General features: G+C 58.3%; 19 protein-coding genes. 7 read left to right on the top strand and 12 right to left on the bottom strand.

From position 1 onward, the window contains the following. Positions 1–12 precede the first annotated feature (12 nt). From AC0V6K_RS11395 to AC0V6K_RS11380, 4 genes are all read right to left on the bottom strand, one after another. On the bottom strand, positions 13–2,313 hold the full coding sequence (locus tag AC0V6K_RS11395) for a putative bifunctional diguanylate cyclase/phosphodiesterase (RefSeq protein WP_472626131.1): 2,301 nt from the start codon (positions 2,311–2,313) through the stop codon (positions 13–15). A gap of 136 nt (positions 2,314–2,449) precedes the next feature. Further along, entirely contained in the window at positions 2,450–2,833 is a 384-nt protein-coding gene (locus tag AC0V6K_RS11390; RefSeq protein ID WP_486172638.1) for a GFA family protein, read from the bottom strand. After that, positions 2,830–4,653, bottom strand: a complete 1,824-nt coding sequence (glmS, locus tag AC0V6K_RS11385; protein ID WP_472622319.1) for a glutamine--fructose-6-phosphate transaminase (isomerizing) — start codon at positions 4,651–4,653, stop codon at positions 2,830–2,832. The genes AC0V6K_RS11390 and glmS overlap by 4 nt, the downstream gene beginning before the upstream one ends. Positions 4,654–4,767: 114 nt before the next feature. Continuing rightward, positions 4,768–5,655, bottom strand: coding sequence for a DMT family transporter (locus tag AC0V6K_RS11380; RefSeq protein WP_472622317.1), 888 nt, complete (start codon positions 5,653–5,655; stop codon positions 4,768–4,770). A gap of 160 nt (positions 5,656–5,815) precedes the next feature. Here AC0V6K_RS11380 and AC0V6K_RS11375 point away from each other — a divergent pair, with 160 nt between their 5' ends. The 4 genes from AC0V6K_RS11375 to AC0V6K_RS11360 are packed head-to-tail and all read left to right on the top strand — an operon-like array spanning position 5,816 to position 10,285. Further along, on the top strand, positions 5,816–6,835 hold the full coding sequence (locus AC0V6K_RS11375) for a glycosyltransferase family 2 protein (RefSeq protein ID WP_472622315.1): 1,020 nt from the start codon (positions 5,816–5,818) through the stop codon (positions 6,833–6,835). A 5-nt stretch (positions 6,836–6,840) separates the two neighbouring features. Next, positions 6,841–8,514 carry an ArnT family glycosyltransferase gene (locus AC0V6K_RS11370; protein WP_472622313.1) on the top strand — a complete coding sequence of 558 codons (1,674 nt, stop codon included), beginning with the start codon at positions 6,841–6,843 and terminating at the stop codon, positions 8,512–8,514. Next, positions 8,514–9,329 (top strand): class I SAM-dependent methyltransferase, encoded by an 816-nt coding sequence (locus AC0V6K_RS11365; RefSeq protein ID WP_472622311.1) that lies wholly within the window; start codon positions 8,514–8,516, stop codon positions 9,327–9,329. Before AC0V6K_RS11370 ends, AC0V6K_RS11365 begins: the two co-directional genes overlap by 1 nt. Continuing rightward, positions 9,326–10,285: a lysylphosphatidylglycerol synthase transmembrane domain-containing protein gene (locus AC0V6K_RS11360; RefSeq protein ID WP_472622309.1), complete on the top strand. Its 960-nt coding sequence runs from the start codon at positions 9,326–9,328 to the stop codon at positions 10,283–10,285. The genes AC0V6K_RS11365 and AC0V6K_RS11360 overlap by 4 nt, the downstream gene beginning before the upstream one ends. Here the strand turns inward: AC0V6K_RS11360 and AC0V6K_RS11355 are convergent. Continuing rightward, positions 10,230–11,360, bottom strand: a complete 1,131-nt coding sequence (locus AC0V6K_RS11355; protein ID WP_472622307.1) for a glycosyltransferase — start codon at positions 11,358–11,360, stop codon at positions 10,230–10,232. The two genes, AC0V6K_RS11360 and AC0V6K_RS11355, sit on opposite strands and share 56 nt — an antisense overlap. A gap of 280 nt (positions 11,361–11,640) precedes the next feature. Between AC0V6K_RS11355 and AC0V6K_RS11350 the strand changes: the two genes are divergently transcribed. Then, positions 11,641–13,173: a TadA family conjugal transfer-associated ATPase gene (locus tag AC0V6K_RS11350; RefSeq protein WP_472622305.1), complete on the top strand. Its 1,533-nt coding sequence runs from the start codon at positions 11,641–11,643 to the stop codon at positions 13,171–13,173. On the opposite strand, the gene AC0V6K_RS11345 is transcribed toward AC0V6K_RS11350, so the two are convergent. Beyond that, on the bottom strand, positions 13,170–13,412 hold the full coding sequence (locus tag AC0V6K_RS11345; protein WP_472622303.1) for a hypothetical protein: 243 nt from the start codon (positions 13,410–13,412) through the stop codon (positions 13,170–13,172). The two genes, AC0V6K_RS11350 and AC0V6K_RS11345, sit on opposite strands and share 4 nt — an antisense overlap. Positions 13,413–13,476: 64 nt before the next feature. Between AC0V6K_RS11345 and AC0V6K_RS11340 the strand changes: the two genes are divergently transcribed. Both AC0V6K_RS11340 and AC0V6K_RS11335 read left to right on the top strand, forming a co-directional pair. After that, the gene (locus tag AC0V6K_RS11340; protein ID WP_472622301.1) at positions 13,477–14,376 is read left to right on the top strand and encodes a DMT family transporter; all 900 of its coding nucleotides are present in this window, start codon (positions 13,477–13,479) and stop codon (positions 14,374–14,376) included. Positions 14,377–14,433: 57 nt separating this feature from the next. Next, a complete protein-coding gene (locus AC0V6K_RS11335; protein ID WP_472622299.1) occupies positions 14,434–14,565 on the top strand; it encodes an entericidin A/B family lipoprotein in 132 nt (43 codons plus the stop codon). 17 nt (positions 14,566–14,582) lie between these two features. Here the strand turns inward: AC0V6K_RS11335 and AC0V6K_RS11330 are convergent, their stop codons facing one another. The 6 genes from AC0V6K_RS11330 to AC0V6K_RS11305 form a co-directional block, all read right to left on the bottom strand. Next, a complete protein-coding gene (locus AC0V6K_RS11330) occupies positions 14,583–15,212 on the bottom strand; it encodes a DUF938 domain-containing protein (RefSeq protein ID WP_472622297.1) in 630 nt (209 codons plus the stop codon). Positions 15,213–15,218: 6 nt separating this feature from the next. Further along, the gene (locus AC0V6K_RS11325; protein ID WP_472622295.1) at positions 15,219–16,781 is read right to left on the bottom strand and encodes a long-chain-fatty-acid--CoA ligase; all 1,563 of its coding nucleotides are present in this window, start codon (positions 16,779–16,781) and stop codon (positions 15,219–15,221) included. Between the two features lie 88 nt (positions 16,782–16,869). Continuing rightward, entirely contained in the window at positions 16,870–17,316 is a 447-nt protein-coding gene (locus AC0V6K_RS11320; protein WP_472622293.1) for an ABA4-like family protein, read from the bottom strand. A gap of 9 nt (positions 17,317–17,325) precedes the next feature. Next, positions 17,326–18,069 (bottom strand): NAD(P)H-binding protein, encoded by a 744-nt coding sequence (locus AC0V6K_RS11315; protein WP_472622291.1) that lies wholly within the window; start codon positions 18,067–18,069, stop codon positions 17,326–17,328. Beyond that, positions 18,062–19,234, bottom strand: a complete 1,173-nt coding sequence (locus AC0V6K_RS11310) for a deoxyguanosinetriphosphate triphosphohydrolase (protein ID WP_472622289.1) — start codon at positions 19,232–19,234, stop codon at positions 18,062–18,064. Before AC0V6K_RS11310 ends, AC0V6K_RS11315 begins: the two co-directional genes overlap by 8 nt. Before the next feature lie 270 nt (positions 19,235–19,504). Continuing rightward, positions 19,505–20,209, bottom strand: a complete 705-nt coding sequence (locus AC0V6K_RS11305; protein ID WP_472622287.1) for an aspartate/glutamate racemase family protein — start codon at positions 20,207–20,209, stop codon at positions 19,505–19,507. Positions 20,210–20,259: the final 50 nt, after the last annotated feature.

Raw genomic sequence — 20,259 nt, 5'->3', positions numbered from 1 at the left:
CGCAAGAGGCCGTCAAGCTGACTTCCGGTTGTTTGCCTTAAATAGCCGCCGCGCATCTTCTTTCACCATGGGGCGACCGAAATAGTAGCCCTGGATTTTGTCGCAGCCCAGATTGCGGATCAGCTCCGCTTCCTCTTCATTTTCCACGCCTTCAGCCGTGGTGGTCATTTTCATACTGTTGGCCATAGCGACCACTGCGTTGATGATCGCGAGGCTTTCCGAACTGCCCTGCGCAGCACCTTGAACAAAGGTACGGTCGACTTTGATGGTCGAGAAGCGCAACTTGCGAAGATAGCCGAGCGACGAATAGCCGGTGCCAAAATCATCCAGAGCCACTGAACAGCCCAATGCCATCACCTGCTCTAGCGCTTCGCGCGCGATGCTCGCATCACGGACAAAGATGCTCTCTGTTACCTCGATCTCAAGCCGTTCGGGGCGCAGGCCTGCAGCCGCCAACGCTTCGACCACGTCCTGATTGAATTGCGGCTCAAGCAGCTGCTCGGGCGAGACATTGACATTCACTTTCACATGCTCGGGCCAGTTGCGTGCTTCCATGCAAGCCTTGCGCATGACCCATTTGCCAATCGGAACAATCAGGCGTGTATCTTCAGCTAGTGGGATGAACTTTCCGGGACTAACAAATCCATGGTCGGCACTGTTCCACCGCACCAGCGCTTCGAAACTTACGATGTTCTCGCTGCGAGCATCAACCACTGGCTGGTAGTGCAGCTCAAGCTCTTCACGACCCAGAGCTTTGCGGAGTGACACTTCCAGCTGGCGACGTTCTTCCGCTGAGACATGGAGGAATTGCTCGAACCGGCAGTGCTCACCGCCACCGATATCCTTCGCACGATAGAGCGCGAGGTCAGCATTGCGCATCAATTCCTCGACGGTCTGACCATCACGCGGACCAACTGCCGAGCCTACGCTGGCTCCGACATAGAGCGTGTGGTTGTCGACAGTGTATGGTTCCGACAACGCGGCGATCACCTCGAGAGCGACCTGCTGCACGAGGTCTTTCGAAGTGACCTCGCGGATCACAATCGCAAATTCATCACCGCCAAGCCGGCCGCAAATGGCGTTGTCGCCCATCAGTTTCTGCAAGCGCGAAGAAACCTGTGCGAGCAGTTGATCCCCAACCATGTGACCGAGGGAATCGTTGACCGATTTGAAGCGGTCGAGGTCCAAAATCAGAAGCGCACAACGCGAACGCCATTGCTCAGCATAGGCAAGTGCATCGCCCAGCGCTTCGGTCAGTTGCAAGCGGTTGGGCAATGCTGTCAGCGTGTCAAAGCGAGCGAGGTATGCAATCTTCTCTGTCGACGCGCGTTGCTCAGTGACGTCTGAGCCCACTCCGCGAAAACCGACAAATTTGCCTTCGTCATTGCGCATGGGTGTGCCGGAAAGCTCCCACCAGCGCTCCTCTCCCCTGATCTTGACCTGTACGATCAGGTTCGAGAAGTTCTCGCGGCGCTTGAGGCTTTCGGCCAGTTCGTGGAGGCTTGCCGGGAACTGTCCCTCACCCCACGATTTTCCCGCGATCATCTCGAAAAGGGGTTTACCTTCGGCAGAATCCTGTGTGCAGGCCAAGGCGAAGGCGAAGCGCGGGCTGGCGTTACGGATACGGCGAGTAACGTCTATTTCCCACAACCAGTCAGCCTCATTCTCTTCAAACTCGCGCAATAAGAGAGAAACGACTTCCTCTTTGTCAGCCCGTCCTTGCTCCGCCACCCGCGCAGCGAGATGGGTCCGCGCGATCTCCATGACCCCGAAGAAACAAATGACGCCAAACAAGACGGTCGCAACAGCCGGAAGCCAAAGCCCGACAATGAGGAAATGCGTAACTACCGACAGACCGATGCAGCCGATTAAGCCTACAACGCCAAGCGGGGCTCCGATGAAGAAGAACACTGTGCCTGCCGTGAGCGCACCCAAGATAATCAATAGCGCTATGAGATCGGCCGAAGAACCGTAGGGCGCGAACATCAGCGCGGGCACCATCCAGGCTACTCCAGAAAGGAACTGTGTGGCTGCCTGCCTGACAATCTCATTGCGTGAGATCTTTCGCGCTTCGACGTCCTCGAATGCCCGATCAAACATCATGCTGCGAACGTGGATAGCAACGATTGCACCCATCCAGAGGGCCAGCCAATACACTGATATTGTGTCAAAATAGACACGAATGACCAGCAACGCCATCAATGCGTTGGCGTATCCGCGGTAAAAGCTTAGCTTCGCGAATTCCGATAGCTGGGCTGCATGAAATTGTGTGACCTGCGTGTCGGCATGGTCGTGCAAGCCCAGCAATGCCATTGCTGAAAGCTTGTTTGAACGCTGAGCGGCAGAAGGCTGAATCTGCTTGGTCACCGCTGGCGGATTACGGGCGAAAAGTTATGACACGGTAAAGCAATTCTCTTTTTCACGATTTCTCGCGAAAAATCGTTGGGATCTAGCGTTTGATCTGCGCCGCTGCGCTTTCCCAATTCTTTCCATCGAAATCAGTAACTTGCGGGCTCAGACCTGAAGCATCATCTAGACAGCTTAGATGCACGCTCCAGCAGTCCGGATGCGACTTGGGCTGATAGAAACTCTTAACGCCGCAAATCCTGCAAAAAAGATGCTCCGCTTCACCACTTCCGAAGCGGTAAGATGTCAGCTGGTCCTGACCGCTCAGCAGGTCAAAACGCTCATGCGGAATGAACAGGTGCAAATACCCGCTTGCTGAGCAGATTGAGCAATTGCAGTTAAGCATTTTCGGGCGTTGGTCCGCTTCGGCGCGAAAACGCACTGCGCCGCAGTGGCAACCGCCTGTAACAGTGACGGTTTCGCTCACTCGACCGTAACGGACTTGGCGAGGTTGCGCGGCTGATCCACATCGGTGCCCTTTACCACCGCCACATGATAGGCGAGCAGTTGCACCGGAATCGAATAAACGAGCGGCGCGATCAGTGGGTGAACGACCGGCATTTCGATGGTGGCAATGCAGCCTTCTCCTGCCTGCGCAATCCCGTCTGCATCTGAGATTAGAACGACCTGACCACCGCGTGCCCGGACCTCTTCCATATTGGACACGGTCTTCTCAAACAGCGGGCCAGACGGTGCGATCACCACCACAGGAACATCATCATCGATCAGCGCGATCGGGCCGTGCTTCATCTCACCTGAAGCATAACCTTCGGCGTGAATGTAACTGATTTCTTTGAGCTTCAATGCGCCTTCGAGCGCCAGCGGATAGTCCTGACCACGCCCAAGATACAGGACGTCCCGCGCCGGCGCGATCAGGTGGGCCATTGATGCAATGTCATCATCATGATCGAGCGCAGCGTTAAGAGCAGCGGGCGCTTCAAGCAGATGCTTGACCACTTCGGTCTCTTCCTCGCGCGTCATCAGGCCTTTCTTCACCGCCATATGCGCGGCGAGAGCGGCCAGAACGGCTAGCTGGCAGGTGAAGGCTTTGGTGGAGGCAACGCCGATCTCGGGCCCAGCATGGGTCGGCAACAAGAGATCAGCCTCGCGCGCCATCGAACTGGTCGGTACGTTAACGACAACGCCGATGACCTGACCGTTCGCTTTGCAGTGACGCAGCGCCGCAAGCGTGTCTGCTGTCTCGCCACTCTGGGAGATGAACAGCGCGAGCCCGCCGTCTTCGAGCACCGGTTCACGATAGCGGAATTCGGAGGCCACATCGATGTCGACAGGGACGCGGGCGAAGTGCTCAAACCAGTATTTCGCGACCATACCTGCGTAGTAAGACGTTCCGCACGCGACGATAGTCAGGCGGCGGATCGCGGACAGGTCAAAGTCGAACTGCGGCAGAGCAACCGAGTTGTCGTCACGTCGCAGATAAGAGCCGAGCGTTTGCGCAACCACGGTCGGCTGCTCGAAAATCTCTTTCTGCATGAAGTGGCGGTAATTGCCCTTCTCCACCGCTGCCGCCGAAGCGCCCGATGGCTGAACCGGACGGAAGGTTTCCCGGCCTTCCGCGTCAAAAATCTGCGCGCGGTCGTTGCGGATGACCGCCCAATCACCCTCTTCGAGATAAGTGATACGCTGGGTCAGCGGGGCCAGTGCAAGCGCATCGGACCCGAAAAACATCTCGCCCTCACCGTGGCCGATCACCAGCGGCGAACCTAGGCGCGCGCCGATCAGCATATCCGGATGCGAACGGAAGGCGATGGCCAGCGCGAATGCGCCACGCAGGCGCGGCAGAACTGTTCGAACCGCTTCTTCAGGGCTGTCGCCCTTTTCGACACGGCTTGAGATCAAATGTGCGACGACTTCGCTGTCTGTCTCGCTCTCGAAAGAGCGGCCTTCCTCAGCAAGCTCGGCGCGCAATTCCTTGAAATTCTCGATAATCCCGTTGTGCACGATGGCGACTTCGCCCGTGGCGTGCGGGTGGGCATTGGCGGCAGTCGGCGCACCGTGTGTCGCCCAGCGTGTGTGCGCGATACCGATCACACCCTCGGCGGGCTCGACATCCAGAGCCCCAATCAGGTTCTGCAGCTTTCCTTCCGCCCGGCGACGAACCAAATCGCCACCATTCAGTACGCAAAGGCCAGAGCTGTCATATCCGCGATATTCCATGCGCCGCAGCCCATCGACCAAACGGTCTGCTACAGCCTCTTTGCCAACAATGCCGATAATGCCGCACATAAAAGGTGATGTCCCTGTTGGTATCCGCCCGATTAACTATGCGAGCGCCCTAAAGTGGAAGGGATGAATATTGTCTTGAAACCGCGTTTAGGAATCCCCTGCGATCTCTAAACGCTATTGCGCGCGCCGCAACCCGTCTCGCCACAGATACAGCCCGCCTGCAACGATAAGAGCTGCGCCGACAAAGGTATAAAGGTCCGGGCGATCACCAAACACCGCCCAACCCAGCACAACCGCAACCAATATTTGAACATAAATCGCGGGCGCCACCTGTGCGGCCCCGGCTCTCGCTGTGCCAATATAGGTGAGCCAATGCGCAGTGCTGGCAGTAACCGCCACAATCGCACAGCGGGCAGCGACGTCCCAGCTCGGCCAACCAAACTCCAGCTCCGGTACACCCGAAACGTTGGCCAGCGATGCAAAGATAATCAGGATCGGCGCGCTTATGGCTGCCACAAAGACCTGCATCGAAAGCGAGCTACCTTGCCCCGCGCTCGCCCGGTTGGCGACCATCAACAAGGCGAAGAAAACAGCGGAAATGAGCGGAAACAGCGCAGCCCAGCCAAACAGCGCGAGGTTGGGCCGCAAAATAATGATCACCCCAACCAACGCCAACGCTGAAACAACCCAGACCGCAGGGCGAACCTTCTCTTTCAGGATCACTCCTGCAAATATCTGCGTCAGCACGGGCGAGATAAACGCAATTGCCATAGTCTCTGCCAGTGGCATGACGTATATGCCCGAGAAGAAGCTTAAAGATGCGACCGCAAGGCAAAATCCACGTGCCACCTGCAGCCATGGTTTTTGGGGCACAAACGCGCGCGGACCTTCGTTGCGCAGCAGCAAAATCGATAAGCCAACCGCACCAATCGAAAAGCGCAGCGCAGCAACGGCGTGGACCGGCCAGTCCCCCGCCATGCTTTTGATTACCGCATCGCCAATCGACAGGATGATGAAGCCCGTCACCGCATAGGCAAGCCCGCTGCGTTCAACCGGTGTCATTACAGATGCCTATCGCACGAGATCATGGCGCCCCGTGGGCCAAGCCAGGCGAAAAGGCAAGCGGCGCGATTTCATGGTTTACGATTGCTTAATCCTGCCCCTGTAGCACCGCCGATAGCACAGTGTTTTTAGCGCGTATCCCGGGGGCTTTTCGCGTCATATGACTAAACTGATTATCCAGATTCCGTGTCTGAACGAGGCAGAAGTTCTGCCCGAGACACTGGCCAAGCTGCCGCGCAGCCTGCCGGGAATCGACACCATCGAATATCTCATCATCGATGATGGCAGCCATGACGATACGTCTGGTGTGGCCGCGCGTTGGGGCGTGCACCATGTCGTGCGCCACCGCCGCAATCGTGGCCTGGCCGAGGCATTCCGCAATGGGATTGACCGCTGCCTTGCCGAAGGCGCCGACATCATCGTCAACACCGATGCTGACGGGCAATATGCGGGTGAGGATATCGCCACCATCGTCGCCCCTGTTGTGGCTGGCGATGCGGACATTGTCATCGGAGACCGCTCTGTCGCCGACAATGCACATTTCTCGCCATTCAAGCGCCTCCTGCAACGGCTCGGATCGTCCGTGGTCCGCAAGCTATCTTCCACCGACATCACAGACGCGGTTTCAGGCTTCCGCGCAATGACGCGTGATGCCGCGCAGCGGATCAATATCACCACCGAATTCAGCTACACCACTGACATGCTTATCCAAGCGGGCAGGAAGCGTCTGGCGATCAAATCGGTGCCGATCCGCACCAACAGCGCAACACGCCCCTCACGCCTGTTCAAGTCGATCCCGCGTTTCATCATGTCGCAGGGCATGACGATCACGCGCGCTTACACCACCTTCAACGCGCTGCGCGTATTTACGCTGCTAGGCGCAGTTCTGACCACTCTGGGCTTGATCCCGATCGCGCGGTTCCTTTGGTTTGTCATCCAAGGCGACGGCTCGGGCCACATCCAGTCGCTTGTCATTGGCGGCGCCCTGCTCGTGGTTGGCGTGCTTGTCGCGACGCTGGGTATTCTGGCTGATCTCATCGCGACCAACCGCAAGCTGCTCGAAGCTTCAATGCTGAAACTGCGCCGTTTGGAAGAAAAGCTGGATGCGCAGGCCGATGACGTCATGGCTGTCGACGACGATTCAGTCGAAGACACCGCGCCTACACGCCGTATCGCCTAAGCGCCATGACCACCGCGACTGCCTCGACCATAAACGCCGCGACTACGCCCAACGACGCGGCGCATGGCTCACGCGCAGCCGTTTGGCTAATGGCGCTTGTGGCGGTCATGCTCGGATTGCATCTTCACCTCGCGCTGACCCGGACAATCAACTGGGACGAATTCCATTTCCTCGCGCAGGTGCACCAGTTTGCACGCGGTGAGCTAACCTTGCCGCTCCAGACGCTGCATGTGCAGCTGTTCCAATGGCTAGCCGACAGCGACCGTTCCGCGGTGGACCAGATCGTGCGCGGCCGGCTCGTGATGTTTGGTGCGATGCTGTGCACCTGCGCAGCCATCATAGCGACGGCACGCCGCTTCACGTCTCTGCCCGGCGCGCTGGTTTGTGCGCTGGCATACCTCACATTTGGTTTTGTGGTTCAGCACGGCACGGCCTTCCGCACCGATCCACTCGCCGCCATGCTTTGCATGAGCGCGCTGGCAGTGCTTGCACGCTCGAAGCTTTCGCCGCTGGCGATCTTCGCCGCCGCCACTGCGCTGGGCATCGCGATCATGGTAACGATCAAGATGGTGCTCTACGCGCCTGCCTTCGCCGGGATTGCTTGGCTTCGCTGGTCGGAAAGCGGGCGGTCAATCGCTTGGGCAATGCGCATCATCGCGATCCCTGCTTTGGCAGTGGCAGTCGCTGGCGTGCTGTATTTTTGGCACGCGGGCACACTGCCTGCGGCGGACACCGGTGCTGCGGTTGTTGGGAATTCGAGCGCAACGATGTTCGGGATCTCGCCTAACCTTGTCTACGTGGCCAATGCGATACTGAAGGCCATTCCGTTCGTGCTGTTGCTGTCAGTGCTGGTCTCGACCTTGATCAAAGGTGATGATCTGGACCGTGCGACCCGCATCGCGATCATCGGACTGGTTTCACCGCTATTCTGGCTGCTGACATACACCAACACGTATCCATATTTTTACGCCTTCATCCTGCCACCGGTTTGCGTGGCACTCGCCGCAGCGATGCCCGCTGTCGCCAAGCGCTGGGGTCTCCTCCCTGCCGCGCTGCTGCTCGCAGGAAATGGCGCGATGATCTGGGCAGTGGACGGGACGACCAAGCAAGACGGGCAGCGGAGCGTTGAGCAAGCGGTGAACGCTATGTTCCCGCAGCCAATAGCGTATTTCGACTTCCCCGGCTTCCTGCCGCGCCACCAAAAGGCGAACTTCTTCATGACCGTTTGGGGCTTTCGCAACTACCATGCCGCGGGCAAGCCGCATTTTGCGCAGGCTATGGCCAAGCAGGCCGTACCGCTGCTGCTTGCAGTAGACCCCGAACGCAATGCGTCCTTGCTGGCAGTGATGAAAGGCACGGAAAACTCTCAGCTGTTCCATGAGGAAGATATCGCCGCCTTGCGCGAGACTTATCGCGAGGTTTGGGGGCCGGTTTATGTTGCCGGAACACAGATTGACGCCGCAAAACCGCGCGAATGGAACGTGCGAGTTCCCGGTGACTACACCGCAGAAGGTGCGCTGCAGATCAATGGTAAAGCTGTCGCCGATGGCGAAACTGTCACTCTCTCACGCGGCGTTATCCGCCTTGAAGCCGACAACGCCGCTGGCCTGATTTGGGCCGATATTGCAAAGATGCCCGAAGGCCCGCCGCCAGCGCGCCCGTACTGGAGAGGGTTCTGATGAAACACGAAGCTATGGAGGACGTCATGGCTAAGGCCATCGCCAAGGACAGCAACCCGCTTCCGGCAGCACGCGAACAGCGCCCTCTGCCCCCGCTCCCGCCCAATGCCGCCTTACGCTGGGACACAGTGCGGCGAGTTCTGCCCAAAAACCCCGGCGCAGTGTTCGAAGTGGGCTGCGGACGTGGCGGAGCGGCCGCGCGGATCGCACGACGTGCCACTCGCATGGTTGCTGTCGAACCAGACCCGCAAAGCTTCGCCGTTGCGAGCAAAAATCTGGGCGACGCGGTCGAACTGCACAATTGCATGAGTTTTGAGCTTCCTGACGACGAGAGCTTCGACACATTGTGCGCGTTCGAAGTGCTTGAACATATCGAAGACGATTTGGGTTCACTTCGCGAATGGAAGGACAAATTGAAGCCCGGCGGCACAATCATGATCAGTGTGCCGGCCTGGGCCGATCGATATGGCCCTTTCGACAAGCTGGTGGGTCATATCCGTCGGTATAATCCCGAACACCTCCGCGCGCGCTTGGAAGAAGCCGGCTTCGTTGATGTCCATGTCGAAGCCTATGGCTTTCCGGTAGGCAACCTGCTCGAAGCAGCTCGCAATCTCATCGGGCGCCGCCGTCTGGCAGCGGAAAAGCGGAACAAGGATTTCGATGAGCGCACTGCCGGTTCGGGCCGCCTGCTCCAACCGGACCATGGCCTGTTCGGAACCCTGATCACTTTCGCAACGCGTCCGCTGGTATGGTTGCAGCGTGTGTTCCCTGGTCGCGGTGTCGGCCTCGTCGCGCGGGCTCACCTTCCCAAATGACGCAAGAGGGCCCTTCCCTCACAACCAAACCGCGCTCGTTAGGGCGCTGGAAAGGCGTGCTGCGCGCGTCATTCCTTCTCGCTGTGGCTGCTGCCGCCGGAGTCATCATTGCGCGCGATGCCGATGCGATTGGTGAAGCACTGTCGCGCGCAGACTTCGGCCTTGTCGGTGCGGCATTGGTGTTTTCGTTGATCAACATCGTGCTGACCGGCGTTTCGTGGCGTTTGCTGCTGCATGATGCACCGGCCAAGCCATCGTGGAAGACTTCGGCCCACATCTTTTTCACTGGTCAGCTGGGCAAGTATCTGCCGGGTTCGCTGTGGTCCTTTCTCGCATCAGCGGAACTGGCCAAGCAAGCTGGCCTGTCGCGGACAGTCGCCGTTTCAAGTCTCGCCTTGGCGGTTCTGATCGGATTGGGATCAGGTGCGATATTGGCTCTGGCTATCCTTCCTGGAGCATTTGACCTGCTGGGCCTGACCTGGTGGTTCGGCCTCGCAACGGTAGCTGCGGGTGCGCTGCTCATCTGGCCCCGCTCACGTGGTTTCCTTCTCCGCCTTGCGCGCATCGATTTTCCGATCTCTGCGCCGACACTGTTGGCATCAAGCGCAGTCGCCGCGTTCGCATGGATATTCTCCGGAGTGCAGTTGGTGCTCATCGCGCAGGCGCTGGGTATTGATGTTTCGCTTGCGCAAATCCCGCAATGGATCGGCTTTTATGCGCTGGCATGGGTCGCAGGTTTTCTGTTCTTCATCGCCCCTGCAGGGCTTGGCGCGCGTGAAGGCGTGCTTGTCTCGCTGCTCGCCATGCAGATGCCACTGGCAGAGGCAGTCACGATTGCGCTGATCTCTCGGGTGGTGACAACCGCCGCAGACTTTCTCCTCGGCCTCGGCGCGGTGGCAGCTAGCGGTCAGTCCCAAGCCGCGCCAACAGCGCCCGCACACCCGCATCAGGGCTAAGCTCTGAAAGCGAGCTTTCGGGCATAGGCACAAGCGCGTTCTTGTCGGAAAGAGCCTGCGCAACCGCGTCCGCCAGAGCGTCAGGATCATCGGCAGGAACGGTGCGCAAGGTGTTTGGAAACTTTGCTGCCAACGTATCAACTGCGGGACTTGCCCGCGTGATAACCGGCTTACCCACCGCCAACTGCTGAAACAGCTTGTTCGGGATAACACGAGCAGCCTTGTCCGATGCTCCGAATACGCCAAGGCAAATATCCGCGCGCGCGATCAGCGAAGGAAGGCGCTCGTAGTCGACCCATTCGATCCACTCGATCGCACTATCGTCACCGGCTGTCGCCTCATGCATCAGAGGCTCAAGTTGCCCCTTACCGATCACGACCCATCGCGCTGGTGGACCGGAATAGACCTTCGCCGCCTCAAGGATGGTCGGCAGACCATGAAGCGGGATCAGCTGGCCGTAAAACAGCACAACCGATTTGCTGTCGTCGGGTGCCAGCAAATCGGTGGTGGCCTGGGATGCCGCGGCGGGAGCAAAATTGGCCTCTGCCCCGACCAAAACCGTCTCAAATCGTTCAGCTGGAATTCCGAATTCTTGGGAGAAGTATTCACCATGGGCGTCGGTATCGACCACGATGATATCCGCACAGCGCAGCGCCAGTTTCTCAAACAGGTGAATGGCGCCTGCGATTAGGCCACCCCGCTTCGCAAAGCCGCGGTCCACCACGACAGTATCATGGATGGGCAAAAACGCATCGAGGATCACTGTGCGACGCATCAGCGCGGCGAGCGGTGCAACAACCAGAATTTCGACCACGCCCGGATAAGGCAGCAGGATTGCGGCGCCCTTTTCGCTGCGCGCCAAGCGGATCAATGCTCCGGGGTACGCGATGAGCATTTTCAGAAGAACTTTCAGGAATGAAAGCTTTGACGGCACATTGGTCTGCGCCACTTTTTCCCAACCCTCGATATGGATCTCGGAACTCAGCGCTTCCGCACGCCGGATCGCATCCAGCATCAGCCGCACGCGAGGCTTGCGCGTATCATAGGCTCCAAAGGCAATGATATTCCGGCTCATGTCCATGGAAGCGATACGTTCGAACGCTACTCAGCGCCAGATATTCGGCGCATTGCGTGCGAGGCGTCTGTGCAAAAGCCAAAATGCGTAAGCCGCGATTGAGACAATCTTCACGCTATTGGAGGACACCTCTCCATCGAATGATGCGTGAGGCGCACTTTCTTTACCCGAAATTTAGGAAAAAAATAAGGTTTCCGGAATATTCACCAAACATCGAGACGCACCGTTCGCCAGATTGCGAACATGCGGGTTTTAGAAATGGTAGTCCTGGGGGCCTAGAATGAGCGCATTCGGAAAGAAGGGTGGAGCTGGCGGAATGAAGCCAAATCGACCTGCCTTTGGCGTCGCTCGTCCTATGAAAGGCGGTGGCTCCTCTGCGCAGCCTTCGGGTGGTGAGCAATTCCCACCTCTGCCTGACGAAGAAGAGCCGAAACCCGAGCCCAAACCCGAAGCAACGTCCAGCAAGCGCCCTGCAACCACTGCAGATGCCATGGACCGTCTTGCCGAGCGCGCCAACGCGGTTGCCGAAGCTGGCAGTGAATCGGGCGGCTTCGAAGCCAGCGTCCACAAGATCAAAGAACAGGTGCTGCCGCGCCTGCTCGAACGCGTTGACCCTGAAGCTGCTGCGACGCTTTCGAAGGAAGAGCTGTCGGAAGAATTCCGTCCGATCATCCTTGAAGTTCTGGCCGAGCTCAAAGTCACGCTGAACCGCCGCGAGCAGTTTGCTCTCGAAAAAGTTCTCATCGACGAATTGTTGGGCTTCGGTCCGCTTGAAGAGCTGCTGAACGATCCGGACGTGTCCGACATCATGGTCAACGGCCCAGACCAGACCTACATCGAGAAAAAGGGTAAGCTGGTTATCGCACCGATCCGGTTCCGCGACGAACAGCACCTTTTCCAGATTGCACAGCGCATCGTGAACCAAGTCGGCCGCCGTGTTGACCAGACCACGCCGCTTGCTGACGCCCGCTTGAAAGACGGCTCACGTGTGAACGTCATCGTTCCGCCGCTTTCGCTGCGCGGCACCGCAATCTCCATTCGTAAGTTCTCCGAGAAACCGATCACCTTGGACATGCTCAAGGAATTCGGTTCGATGTCAGAGAAAATGTGCACCGCGCTGAAAATCGCGGGCGCATGCCGCATGAACATCGTTATCTCTGGCGGTACGGGTTCGGGTAAAACGACCATGCTCAACGCCCTGTCGAAAATGATCGACCCGGGTGAGCGCGTGCTGACCATTGAGGACGCCGCCGAACTTCGTCTGCAACAGCCGCACTGGCTGCCGCTTGAAACGCGTCCGCCTAACCTTGAAGGGCAAGGCGCGATCACCATCGGTGACCTCGTGAAGAACGCCCTGCGTATGCGTCCTGACCGGATCATCCTAGGTGAGATTCGTGGTGCAGAATGTTTCGACCTTCTCGCCGCTATGAACACGGGCCACGATGGTTCGATGTGTACGCTTCACGCCAACAGCCCGCGCGAATGCCTTGGCCGTATGGAAAACATGATCCTGATGGGCGACATCAAGATTCCGAAACAGGCGATTTCGACCCAGATTGCCGAGTCTGTCGACATCATCGTTCAGGTTAAACGTCTGCGCGACGGTTCACGTCGCACGACCGACATCACCGAGGTGATCGGGATGGAAGGCGATGTGATCGTGACCCAGAACCTGTTCAAGTTCGAATATCTCGACGAGAGCGAAGACGGCAAGATCATCGGTGAGTTCCGCGCCTCTGGTCTGCGCCCCTACACGCTTGAAAAAGCGCGCCAATTCGGGTTCGACCAAGCGTATCTCGAGGCTTGCCTCTAAAGATTGCTGATAACGACGGGTAGACTCATCGCAAGGCACCCGCCGCCGATAATCATGAAACCCACGAAAAGGCTGGTCCACGGGACCCAGCCGACGTTTTCCAATCGCTCAACCGAGCGCGTCTTGTTGCGACGCCGGTCCATGAGTGAGCAAAACCCTGCAAGCACCAAAAAGGCTGCGCCGATCAGCGCCATGATCGCGGCGTCGCTTGAAAGCAGGATCTGGTTGATGATGTCCATGGCCCACGCGATTTAGTGTGCCCGCGCGCTTGCGCAATCCCCTCGCCTACGCCAAGCGCCTCGCATGGACGGTTCCGTCGCCCGCCCCCGCCCCATGCTCGCCATTGGATTGCGGCTGCTCACAGCCGTGGTCTTTGCGACCATGGCGATGCTGGTAAAGCTGGCAGGAGAGCGCGGCGTTCATTTGGTCGAGATGATCTTCTGGAGGCAGCTGATTACACTCGTTCTGATTACTGCCGGTCTCGCCCTTTTCGGGCATCTGGCGACACTGCGCACCAAACGGATCAAGAGCCATGCGGGTCGAGCGATAACCGGCGGCACGGGCATGTTCTTTGTCTATGGCGCAGTGCTGTTGCTCCCTTTGGCCGAGGCGACGACCCTCTCTTACACCGCCCCGTTCTTTGCCGTGGTCATCGCCGTGACGATGTTTGGAGAAAAGGTCGGGCTTTACCGCTCGGCGGCGGTCTTGGTCGGCTTTTGCGGGGTTCTGGTCATTATGCAGCCAGGAAGCGGTGGCGACGAGATTAGCCTGATTGGCGTTGTGATCGCCTTGATCGCTGCCGCTATGGTCGCTTTGATCAGCTTTCAGGTGCAGGACCTCAATAAGACCGAAAGCCCGTGGTCGATCATCTTCTGGTTCACCTTACTCTCGACGCCCGTTGTCCTGCTCGCCATGCCTTTCGTAGCGAAAGCGCATAGCGGCGAGACCTGGTTGATCATCATCGCGATGGCGCTGAGCGGCGCGGCGGCCCAAATACTGCTCACCTCCTCCTTGCGTTTCGGATCGGCGGCTGTGGTTCTGCTCATCGATTACACCAGCCTCCTTTGGGCGATGTATTACGGGTGGAGTGTGTTTGATCGCACACCGCCCAGCACATTATGGCTGGGCGCACCGTTGATCATCGGCGCCGGGGTGCTCATCGCATTTAGAGAACGGGCTCTCGCACAAAACAAACGCGCTTGAGCTTTCTGGCTCTAGACATGTGATGATGAATACACGGGCATCAGAAAGGACCCCCTCATGATCCGTAAAGCACTGATCACCATCGCAGCTGGCTCGTTGGCTTTGACTGCAACGGCCTGCAACACTGTCAAAGGTCTGGGCGAAGATATCAAATCGGTCGGACAGGCTGGCGAAGACGCCATCGACTAAGCCGGCCCGCTGTCAGATCAGCCCTTCGGTCTGAAAATGTAGGTCACATTGTTGGCTGGCATCTTGTAGCGCGCGGACCATTCGAAACCGTGCTCTTTCGCCGTATCGACCACTTGCTCCGCATTGCGCACACCCCAATCGGGATTGCGCGCTTGCAGGCTCTCGCTGAACGCAAGGTTTGACTCCGCGGTTTCGACACCGGGTTCAATCATTGGACCATAAAGGATCAATGGCCCACCGCTCAAGGCCAACACCTTGGCCGCGCCTTCGAAGAGACCTTGGGTCGCTTGCCACGGGCAAATGTGGATCATGTTGATGCAAACAACCGCATCCGCCTGATCCACGCCCCATTTGCGCGGCGCACTTGCATCCAGTTCCATTGCCTCGCGCAGGTTTACCCCGTCATAGTCCGCTCGATAAGCGTTGATAGAGGCCAAAGCCTCAGGGTCTGGGTCACTGGGCTGCCACGCCAATTGCGGCATGTTTTCCGCAAAGAACGCTGCGTGTTCTCCCGATCCGCTCGCAATCTCCAACACGGTACCCCATTCGGGCAACTCGTTCCGCAAGACAGATAGAAGCGGGGTGCGATTGCGTTCAGTGGCGGGCGCGTGCTTCTTCACGCCATCGCTGTCGTCGATATAGGCCATGATGCGTCAGTTGACCTGTCGGTCCTGACCTTCCCAATAGGGTGCACGCAGCTGCCGACGCAGAATCTTGCCGGATGCGTTGCGCGGCATTTCAGGGATGACATCCACGCTTTTGGGTGCCTTGAACGCAGCGATGCGTTCACGGGTGTAGGCGATCAACTCGTTCGGATCGAACTCGCTATCGGGTTTGCAGACGACGCAGGCCTTCACCTCTTCGCCCCATTGCTCGGACGGAACGCCGATGACGGCGACTTCGGCAACGGCCGGGTGACCAAAAATCGCGTTCTCAACCTCGGCCGGATAGACGTTTTCGCCGCCGGAGATGATCATGTCCTTGATGCGGTCCTGAATGAAGACATAGCCGTCCGCATCCATGATTCCTGCATCGCCTGTGTGCAGCCAGCCATCGGCATCGATGGTTTCAGCTGTGGCGTCAGGGCGCTTCCAGTATCCGGACGTGTTTGAAGGCGACTTGATGCAGATCTCGCCGATCTCGCCAAGGGGCGCTTCCTTGTTTCCTTCGGTGCGGATTTGCACTTCGACACCGGGCACCGCCTTACCCGCAGAACGCATCCTCTCATTGCCTTCCAGCGAATGGTCTTCGGGCGGCAGCATCGTCACGGTGCCGCAGGTCTCTGTCATTCCGTAAACCTGCAGGAAGCCGGTGTCTGGCATTGTCTTTACCGCTGCTTTCAGCAGTTCAAGCGGCATCGGTGCCGCGCCATACATCAGGTATCGCAGGTTCGAAAAATCAGTCTCCGCTGCCAGCGGGTGCTGGATGATGAACTGGATCGCTGCTGGAACAAGGAACATGTGCGTTGCCCCGTTCTCGATTGCATGCAGCACGCCGTGCGGAGTGAATTCATCGAGGATCTGCGCGCGGATACCGTAGGCAACGGCAATGGCTGCAAGTCCAGTCCCGCCAATATGCGCGCATGGCATAGCGGCAAGGATGCAGTCCGTTTCCCCATATTTGTGCCAAGGTAGGTCGGCCTCAACACTCGGTTTGCGCAGTGCGAAAAGGTTGCGGTTGGAAAGGCCAACGCCTTTCGGATTGCCCGTGGTGCCCGATGTGTAGAGCTGCAGAACCGCATCATCGGCATTGGGCGTTTCGTATTCGGTCGGCTCAAGCGCTGCGGCTTCTTTGAAGAAGACGTTGCCTGTCACAACTTGCGGCCCGTTCTCCATTCCTTCGGAAACCTGCTTCCCGACCTCGTAAAAGTCGTCGCCCGTAACCAGCAGCTTCGCGCCGGTATCGGTCAGGATGTATCCGATCTCAGGCGCCGCGAGACGCCAGCCCACCGGCGCCATGGTCGCGCCCATTCGCGCGGCGGCATAGAGTAGCAGGAAATAGTAGTCGGAGTTCTTGCCCAACCACGCGATCATATCGCCTTTGGTCACTCCGCGCGCCTGCATCGCCGCGATCAGCTTTCGCGTCAAAGGCTCGGCTTCGCCATAGGTTGTCTTGCGATCGCCATCTTCAAGCGCAATGCCTTCGGGCCGCTCAACCGCCCAATACTTCAGAAACTCGTCAAAGCTGAGATAGTCGTTGTGCGCAGCTGTCGCCATGTGGGCCCTCTTCAGGTCAAACTCTCCGCCGTGACGCTAGGGCAAACTGCCCTGCGGGGTCTAGCGAATTACGACATGAGATTGCCGCCTACTGAAAACGTCCCTTAGACCGTGCGCGACGTTCGCGGATGATGAGCCACAGAAACAAGCCCACTGGCCCAGCGAGGAACGTCGCAAGCAGAATTGGCGCTTGCACATATCTCGAGAAGAATTTGGCGTCCGCATCGCGCGCGATCCAAAGACCAACGAACAGATCGAATGCGAGATAGTGAGCCCAGCCAATTGTCACACCTGCATCGCTTGCGAAAAAGCCTCGCACTCCTTCGATGGTCATCTCGATCGCTTGCCCATCGGGATTGGGTACCAGCCCCGTCACAATCGAAACCAGAGACACGGTGTAAATCAGACACAGCAGCCCCACACCCGCATACATAACCGCGGATAAGATCGCAGGCGCGCGGGGAAGAAAGATCAGCACTACCCAAGCGATCAATGCGATGAAGTTCACCGCGCTGAAGAGAAATGCCCAATCCATCACCGTCTCCTACTCAACGCCAATACTACGCCGCCATTCGCGCGCCGCACGCTTCATCGCCTCATTGTCGTGGGTGAACCGCCCTGCCGCATTGCGCATTGCCAATCCTAGCGCAGCCTGAGCAACGATATTGGCATCAATCGAGCGATACTTTTCCCACGATCCCGAAAGCATCGGATCGACCACGGTGCTGGCAATAATCGCCGCGCGTTCGAGCAGACGAAAATCATTCTGGCGCGCGCCGCGAAGCAGGCCCGGCTGCAAGATGTCGAGCCGTTTAAACCCGACATCTGTGACGAGCTTCTCCGTCTCGCCCTTCACTTTCAGGTAGAAGTTCTTCGCCCTTGCATCTGCGGACGAGGAACTCACGAGGACCATATTGGGAATGCCTGCTGCCTTCGCCGCTTGGGCGGTTTGGACGACAAGGTCCTGATCCACCGCGCGAAAGGCCTCTTCATCGCGTCCCGCTTTCCTCCACGTCGTCCCTAGCGCACAGATCAAAGCGCGCGGACGCACCGCTTCCAGCACATCGCTCCATTTATCGGGCTCGGCGACAAACATCTCCATGCGCGCGCCTTCGGGCAAAGGTGCTTCGCGCCGCGCGATCCCCACGATGCGGACATCATCGCCTGCGCTCGCAATCTGGATCACACGGCGTCCGATCAAGCCGGTGGCTCCGACCAGACCGATCCGCACCGGTCCGGTTGACGTATCCGCCGCCATCTTGCGGCCCAAGGCGAGCCGATCAGACATTGACCAGCCCACTCGGCTGCTCACCGTAAATCTTGGCGCAGGCTTGCATCGCAAACCTATCACTCATGCCGGCGATAAAGTCGGCAATGGTACGCGAACGCTGCGGTTCCTGCTCCGGCAACTGCTCTTGCCAGCTGTCGGGCATTAAGCGGGAATCCTGCGAATAGGCCGCAAACAACCGCGCCACCACGTCGCGCGCACGCTCGGCAGCAGCGACCTGTTCGGGGTGGTAGTAGAGCTTGCGATACATAAACTTCTTAAGCGCCCGTTCGTGTTCTGACATGGCCGGAGAGAAGCCCGCAAGCTGTCTACCGGCCTCACGCACTTCCTTCACCGATGTGATCCCGGCCACCTGAGCGCGCGTATGCTCGAGCACGTCGTTGACCATAAGCCCAATCTGGTCGCGCACCAGCTCGCGCAATTGGCGATCCCGCGGCGCATTTGGAAAGCGTTTTTCGACCGCCCGCCACTGATCCGCGAGGAAATCGAGTTCGAGCAAGTCATCAAGGCTAAGAAACCCGGCGCGCAGGCCATCATCAATATCGTGATTGTCATAGGCTATGTCGTCAGACACCGCCGCGATCTGCGCCTCGAGCGAGGGCCAACTACCCAAATCCAGCGGGAAGGCATCATCAAGCTCCGCAATCGCCCAGTTGGGCGCGTCGACAGGGCCGTTATGCTTAGCCAATCCTTCAAGCAGGTCCCAAGTGAGGTTCAGACCGTCATGGTCCGGATAGGGGCTTTCCAGCCGCATTACGGTGCGCAGTGTTTGAGCGTTGTGGTCAAACCCGCCGAAACGCTCCATCGCATCGCACAAGGCAGCCTCACCGGCATGGCCAAAAGGCGGGTGGCCAAGATCGTGCGTGAGGCACAATGCCTCCGTTAAGTCTTCATCCAGCCCCATTGAACGCGCCAGCACCCGACCAATCTGCGCAACCTCAAGGCTGTGAGTAAGGCGTGTGCGGTAGTGGTCACCACCGGGCGCAATGAAGACCTGCGTTTTCGATTTCAACCGGCGAAAGCTCATCGAATGGATGATGCGATCCCTGTCCCGCTGGAATTCGCTGCGCGGGCCACGCGATTCTGCGCCGGTGCTTGTGCTTTGCGGGCCGAATTCGCGCCCACCATGTGCGTTGGCATCAGCAGCGTAAGGAGCGCGTGTCATGGCTGCGTCAAATAGGCCAGCGCCCACGCACGCTCAACGGGAACAGATCGGGAAAACACCGGATGAGGCAAAGTGCGGGGCCGCTCCGCAGGTGCAAATGGGGGTGGAGCGACCCCGCAGGCATTTCGGTACGACCCGAAAGCCCGGAAAAGAGCTCATCAATGTAAATGAGAATTTCCAATTGGCGATTTAGTCGAGCGCGGTCACGCTTACAGCAGTGATTTTACGTCATTACGACGAAACGTGGTCGGACAGCGACAAACGGCAGACTTAGTCGCCGCCCTCTTCCTCAAGGATCCAGTTGGCGGCAGCCGCGCAGTGGATCCGCGTGGAATCAAAGACTGGCAAGACGTTAGCGTCCACATCCACAATCATATCCAGCTCCGTGCAGGCCATGATGACCGCTTCGGCGCCTTCTTGAGACTTGTTGAAGATGATCGTCTTCAACGCACGCTCTGCATCGCGGGTGGCTTTGCCAACCATCAATTCATCGTAGATGATCCGGTCCAGCATCTCGACATTCTTCATATCGGGCGCGAGCAGATCGATCCCGTGTGCGACGAGGCGCTTTCGATAAAAGCTCTCGGTCATCACGTTGCGCGTGCCGAGCAGAGCGACCTTCTTGTGCCCGGCCTGTTTCACCGCGCGTCCGACATGCTCGGCGATGTGCAGGATCGGGATTCCGACCGCATCGGCGACATCGTCATAGAGCTTGTGCATGGAGTTTGCGCCAATGATCAGCGCGCCGGCTCCCGCACCTTCAAGCCTTTTCGCGCTTTCAGACAACGTATCCGCCGCGCGTTTCCATTCGGCTTCTTCTTTGAGAGCATAGAGCTGGCAGAAATCGAGGCTTTCAATCAGCAAGGGTGCGCTTGCCATCGGCGCGGCGCGTTTTTGCACGATGCGGTTGATGCGCTCGTAATACATGCCGGTCGACACCCAGCTCATGCCGCCGATCAATCCCAGTTTGCGCAAGTGAATTTCCTCGAATCTTCAGGGGGTATGACTAAGATGTAGCCATCAAG

The sequence above is a fragment of the Erythrobacter sp. S43 genome, from assembly GCF_057364955.1.
The sequence above is the reverse complement of the archived record's forward strand: the minus strand, read 5'-3'. Positions and strand labels throughout refer to the sequence as shown.

What these genes read in the sequence shown, in the direction of transcription:
- AC0V6K_RS11380 (WP_472622317.1), bottom strand. Translation starts at nt 5,655, where the DNA reads ATGACACCGGTTGAACGCAGCGGGCTTGCCTATGCGGTGACGGGCTTC.
- AC0V6K_RS11395 (WP_472626131.1), bottom strand. Translation starts at nt 2,313, where the DNA reads ATGGCATTGCTGGGCTTGCACGACCATGCCGACACGCAGGTCACACAA.
- AC0V6K_RS11365 (WP_472622311.1), top strand. Translation starts at nt 8,514, where the DNA reads ATGAAACACGAAGCTATGGAGGACGTCATGGCTAAGGCCATCGCCAAG.
- AC0V6K_RS11370 (WP_472622313.1), top strand. Translation starts at nt 6,841, where the DNA reads ATGACCACCGCGACTGCCTCGACCATAAACGCCGCGACTACGCCCAAC.
- AC0V6K_RS11325 (WP_472622295.1), bottom strand. Translation starts at nt 16,781, where the DNA reads ATGGCGACAGCTGCGCACAACGACTATCTCAGCTTTGACGAGTTTCTG.
- AC0V6K_RS11340 (WP_472622301.1), top strand. Translation starts at nt 13,477, where the DNA reads ATGGACGGTTCCGTCGCCCGCCCCCGCCCCATGCTCGCCATTGGATTG.
- AC0V6K_RS11315 (WP_472622291.1), bottom strand. Translation starts at nt 18,069, where the DNA reads ATGTCTGATCGGCTCGCCTTGGGCCGCAAGATGGCGGCGGATACGTCA.
- glmS (WP_472622319.1), bottom strand. Translation starts at nt 4,653, where the DNA reads ATGTGCGGCATTATCGGCATTGTTGGCAAAGAGGCTGTAGCAGACCGT.
- AC0V6K_RS11335 (WP_472622299.1), top strand. Translation starts at nt 14,434, where the DNA reads ATGATCCGTAAAGCACTGATCACCATCGCAGCTGGCTCGTTGGCTTTG.
- AC0V6K_RS11345 (WP_472622303.1), bottom strand. Translation starts at nt 13,412, where the DNA reads ATGGACATCATCAACCAGATCCTGCTTTCAAGCGACGCCGCGATCATG.
- AC0V6K_RS11360 (WP_472622309.1), top strand. Translation starts at nt 9,326, where the DNA reads ATGACGCAAGAGGGCCCTTCCCTCACAACCAAACCGCGCTCGTTAGGG.
- AC0V6K_RS11320 (WP_472622293.1), bottom strand. Translation starts at nt 17,316, where the DNA reads ATGGATTGGGCATTTCTCTTCAGCGCGGTGAACTTCATCGCATTGATC.
- AC0V6K_RS11330 (WP_472622297.1), bottom strand. Translation starts at nt 15,212, where the DNA reads ATGGCCTATATCGACGACAGCGATGGCGTGAAGAAGCACGCGCCCGCC.
- AC0V6K_RS11350 (WP_472622305.1), top strand. Translation starts at nt 11,641, where the DNA reads ATGAGCGCATTCGGAAAGAAGGGTGGAGCTGGCGGAATGAAGCCAAAT.
- AC0V6K_RS11355 (WP_472622307.1), bottom strand. Translation starts at nt 11,360, where the DNA reads ATGAGCCGGAATATCATTGCCTTTGGAGCCTATGATACGCGCAAGCCT.
- AC0V6K_RS11375 (WP_472622315.1), top strand. Translation starts at nt 5,816, where the DNA reads ATGACTAAACTGATTATCCAGATTCCGTGTCTGAACGAGGCAGAAGTT.
- AC0V6K_RS11310 (WP_472622289.1), bottom strand. Translation starts at nt 19,234, where the DNA reads ATGACACGCGCTCCTTACGCTGCTGATGCCAACGCACATGGTGGGCGC.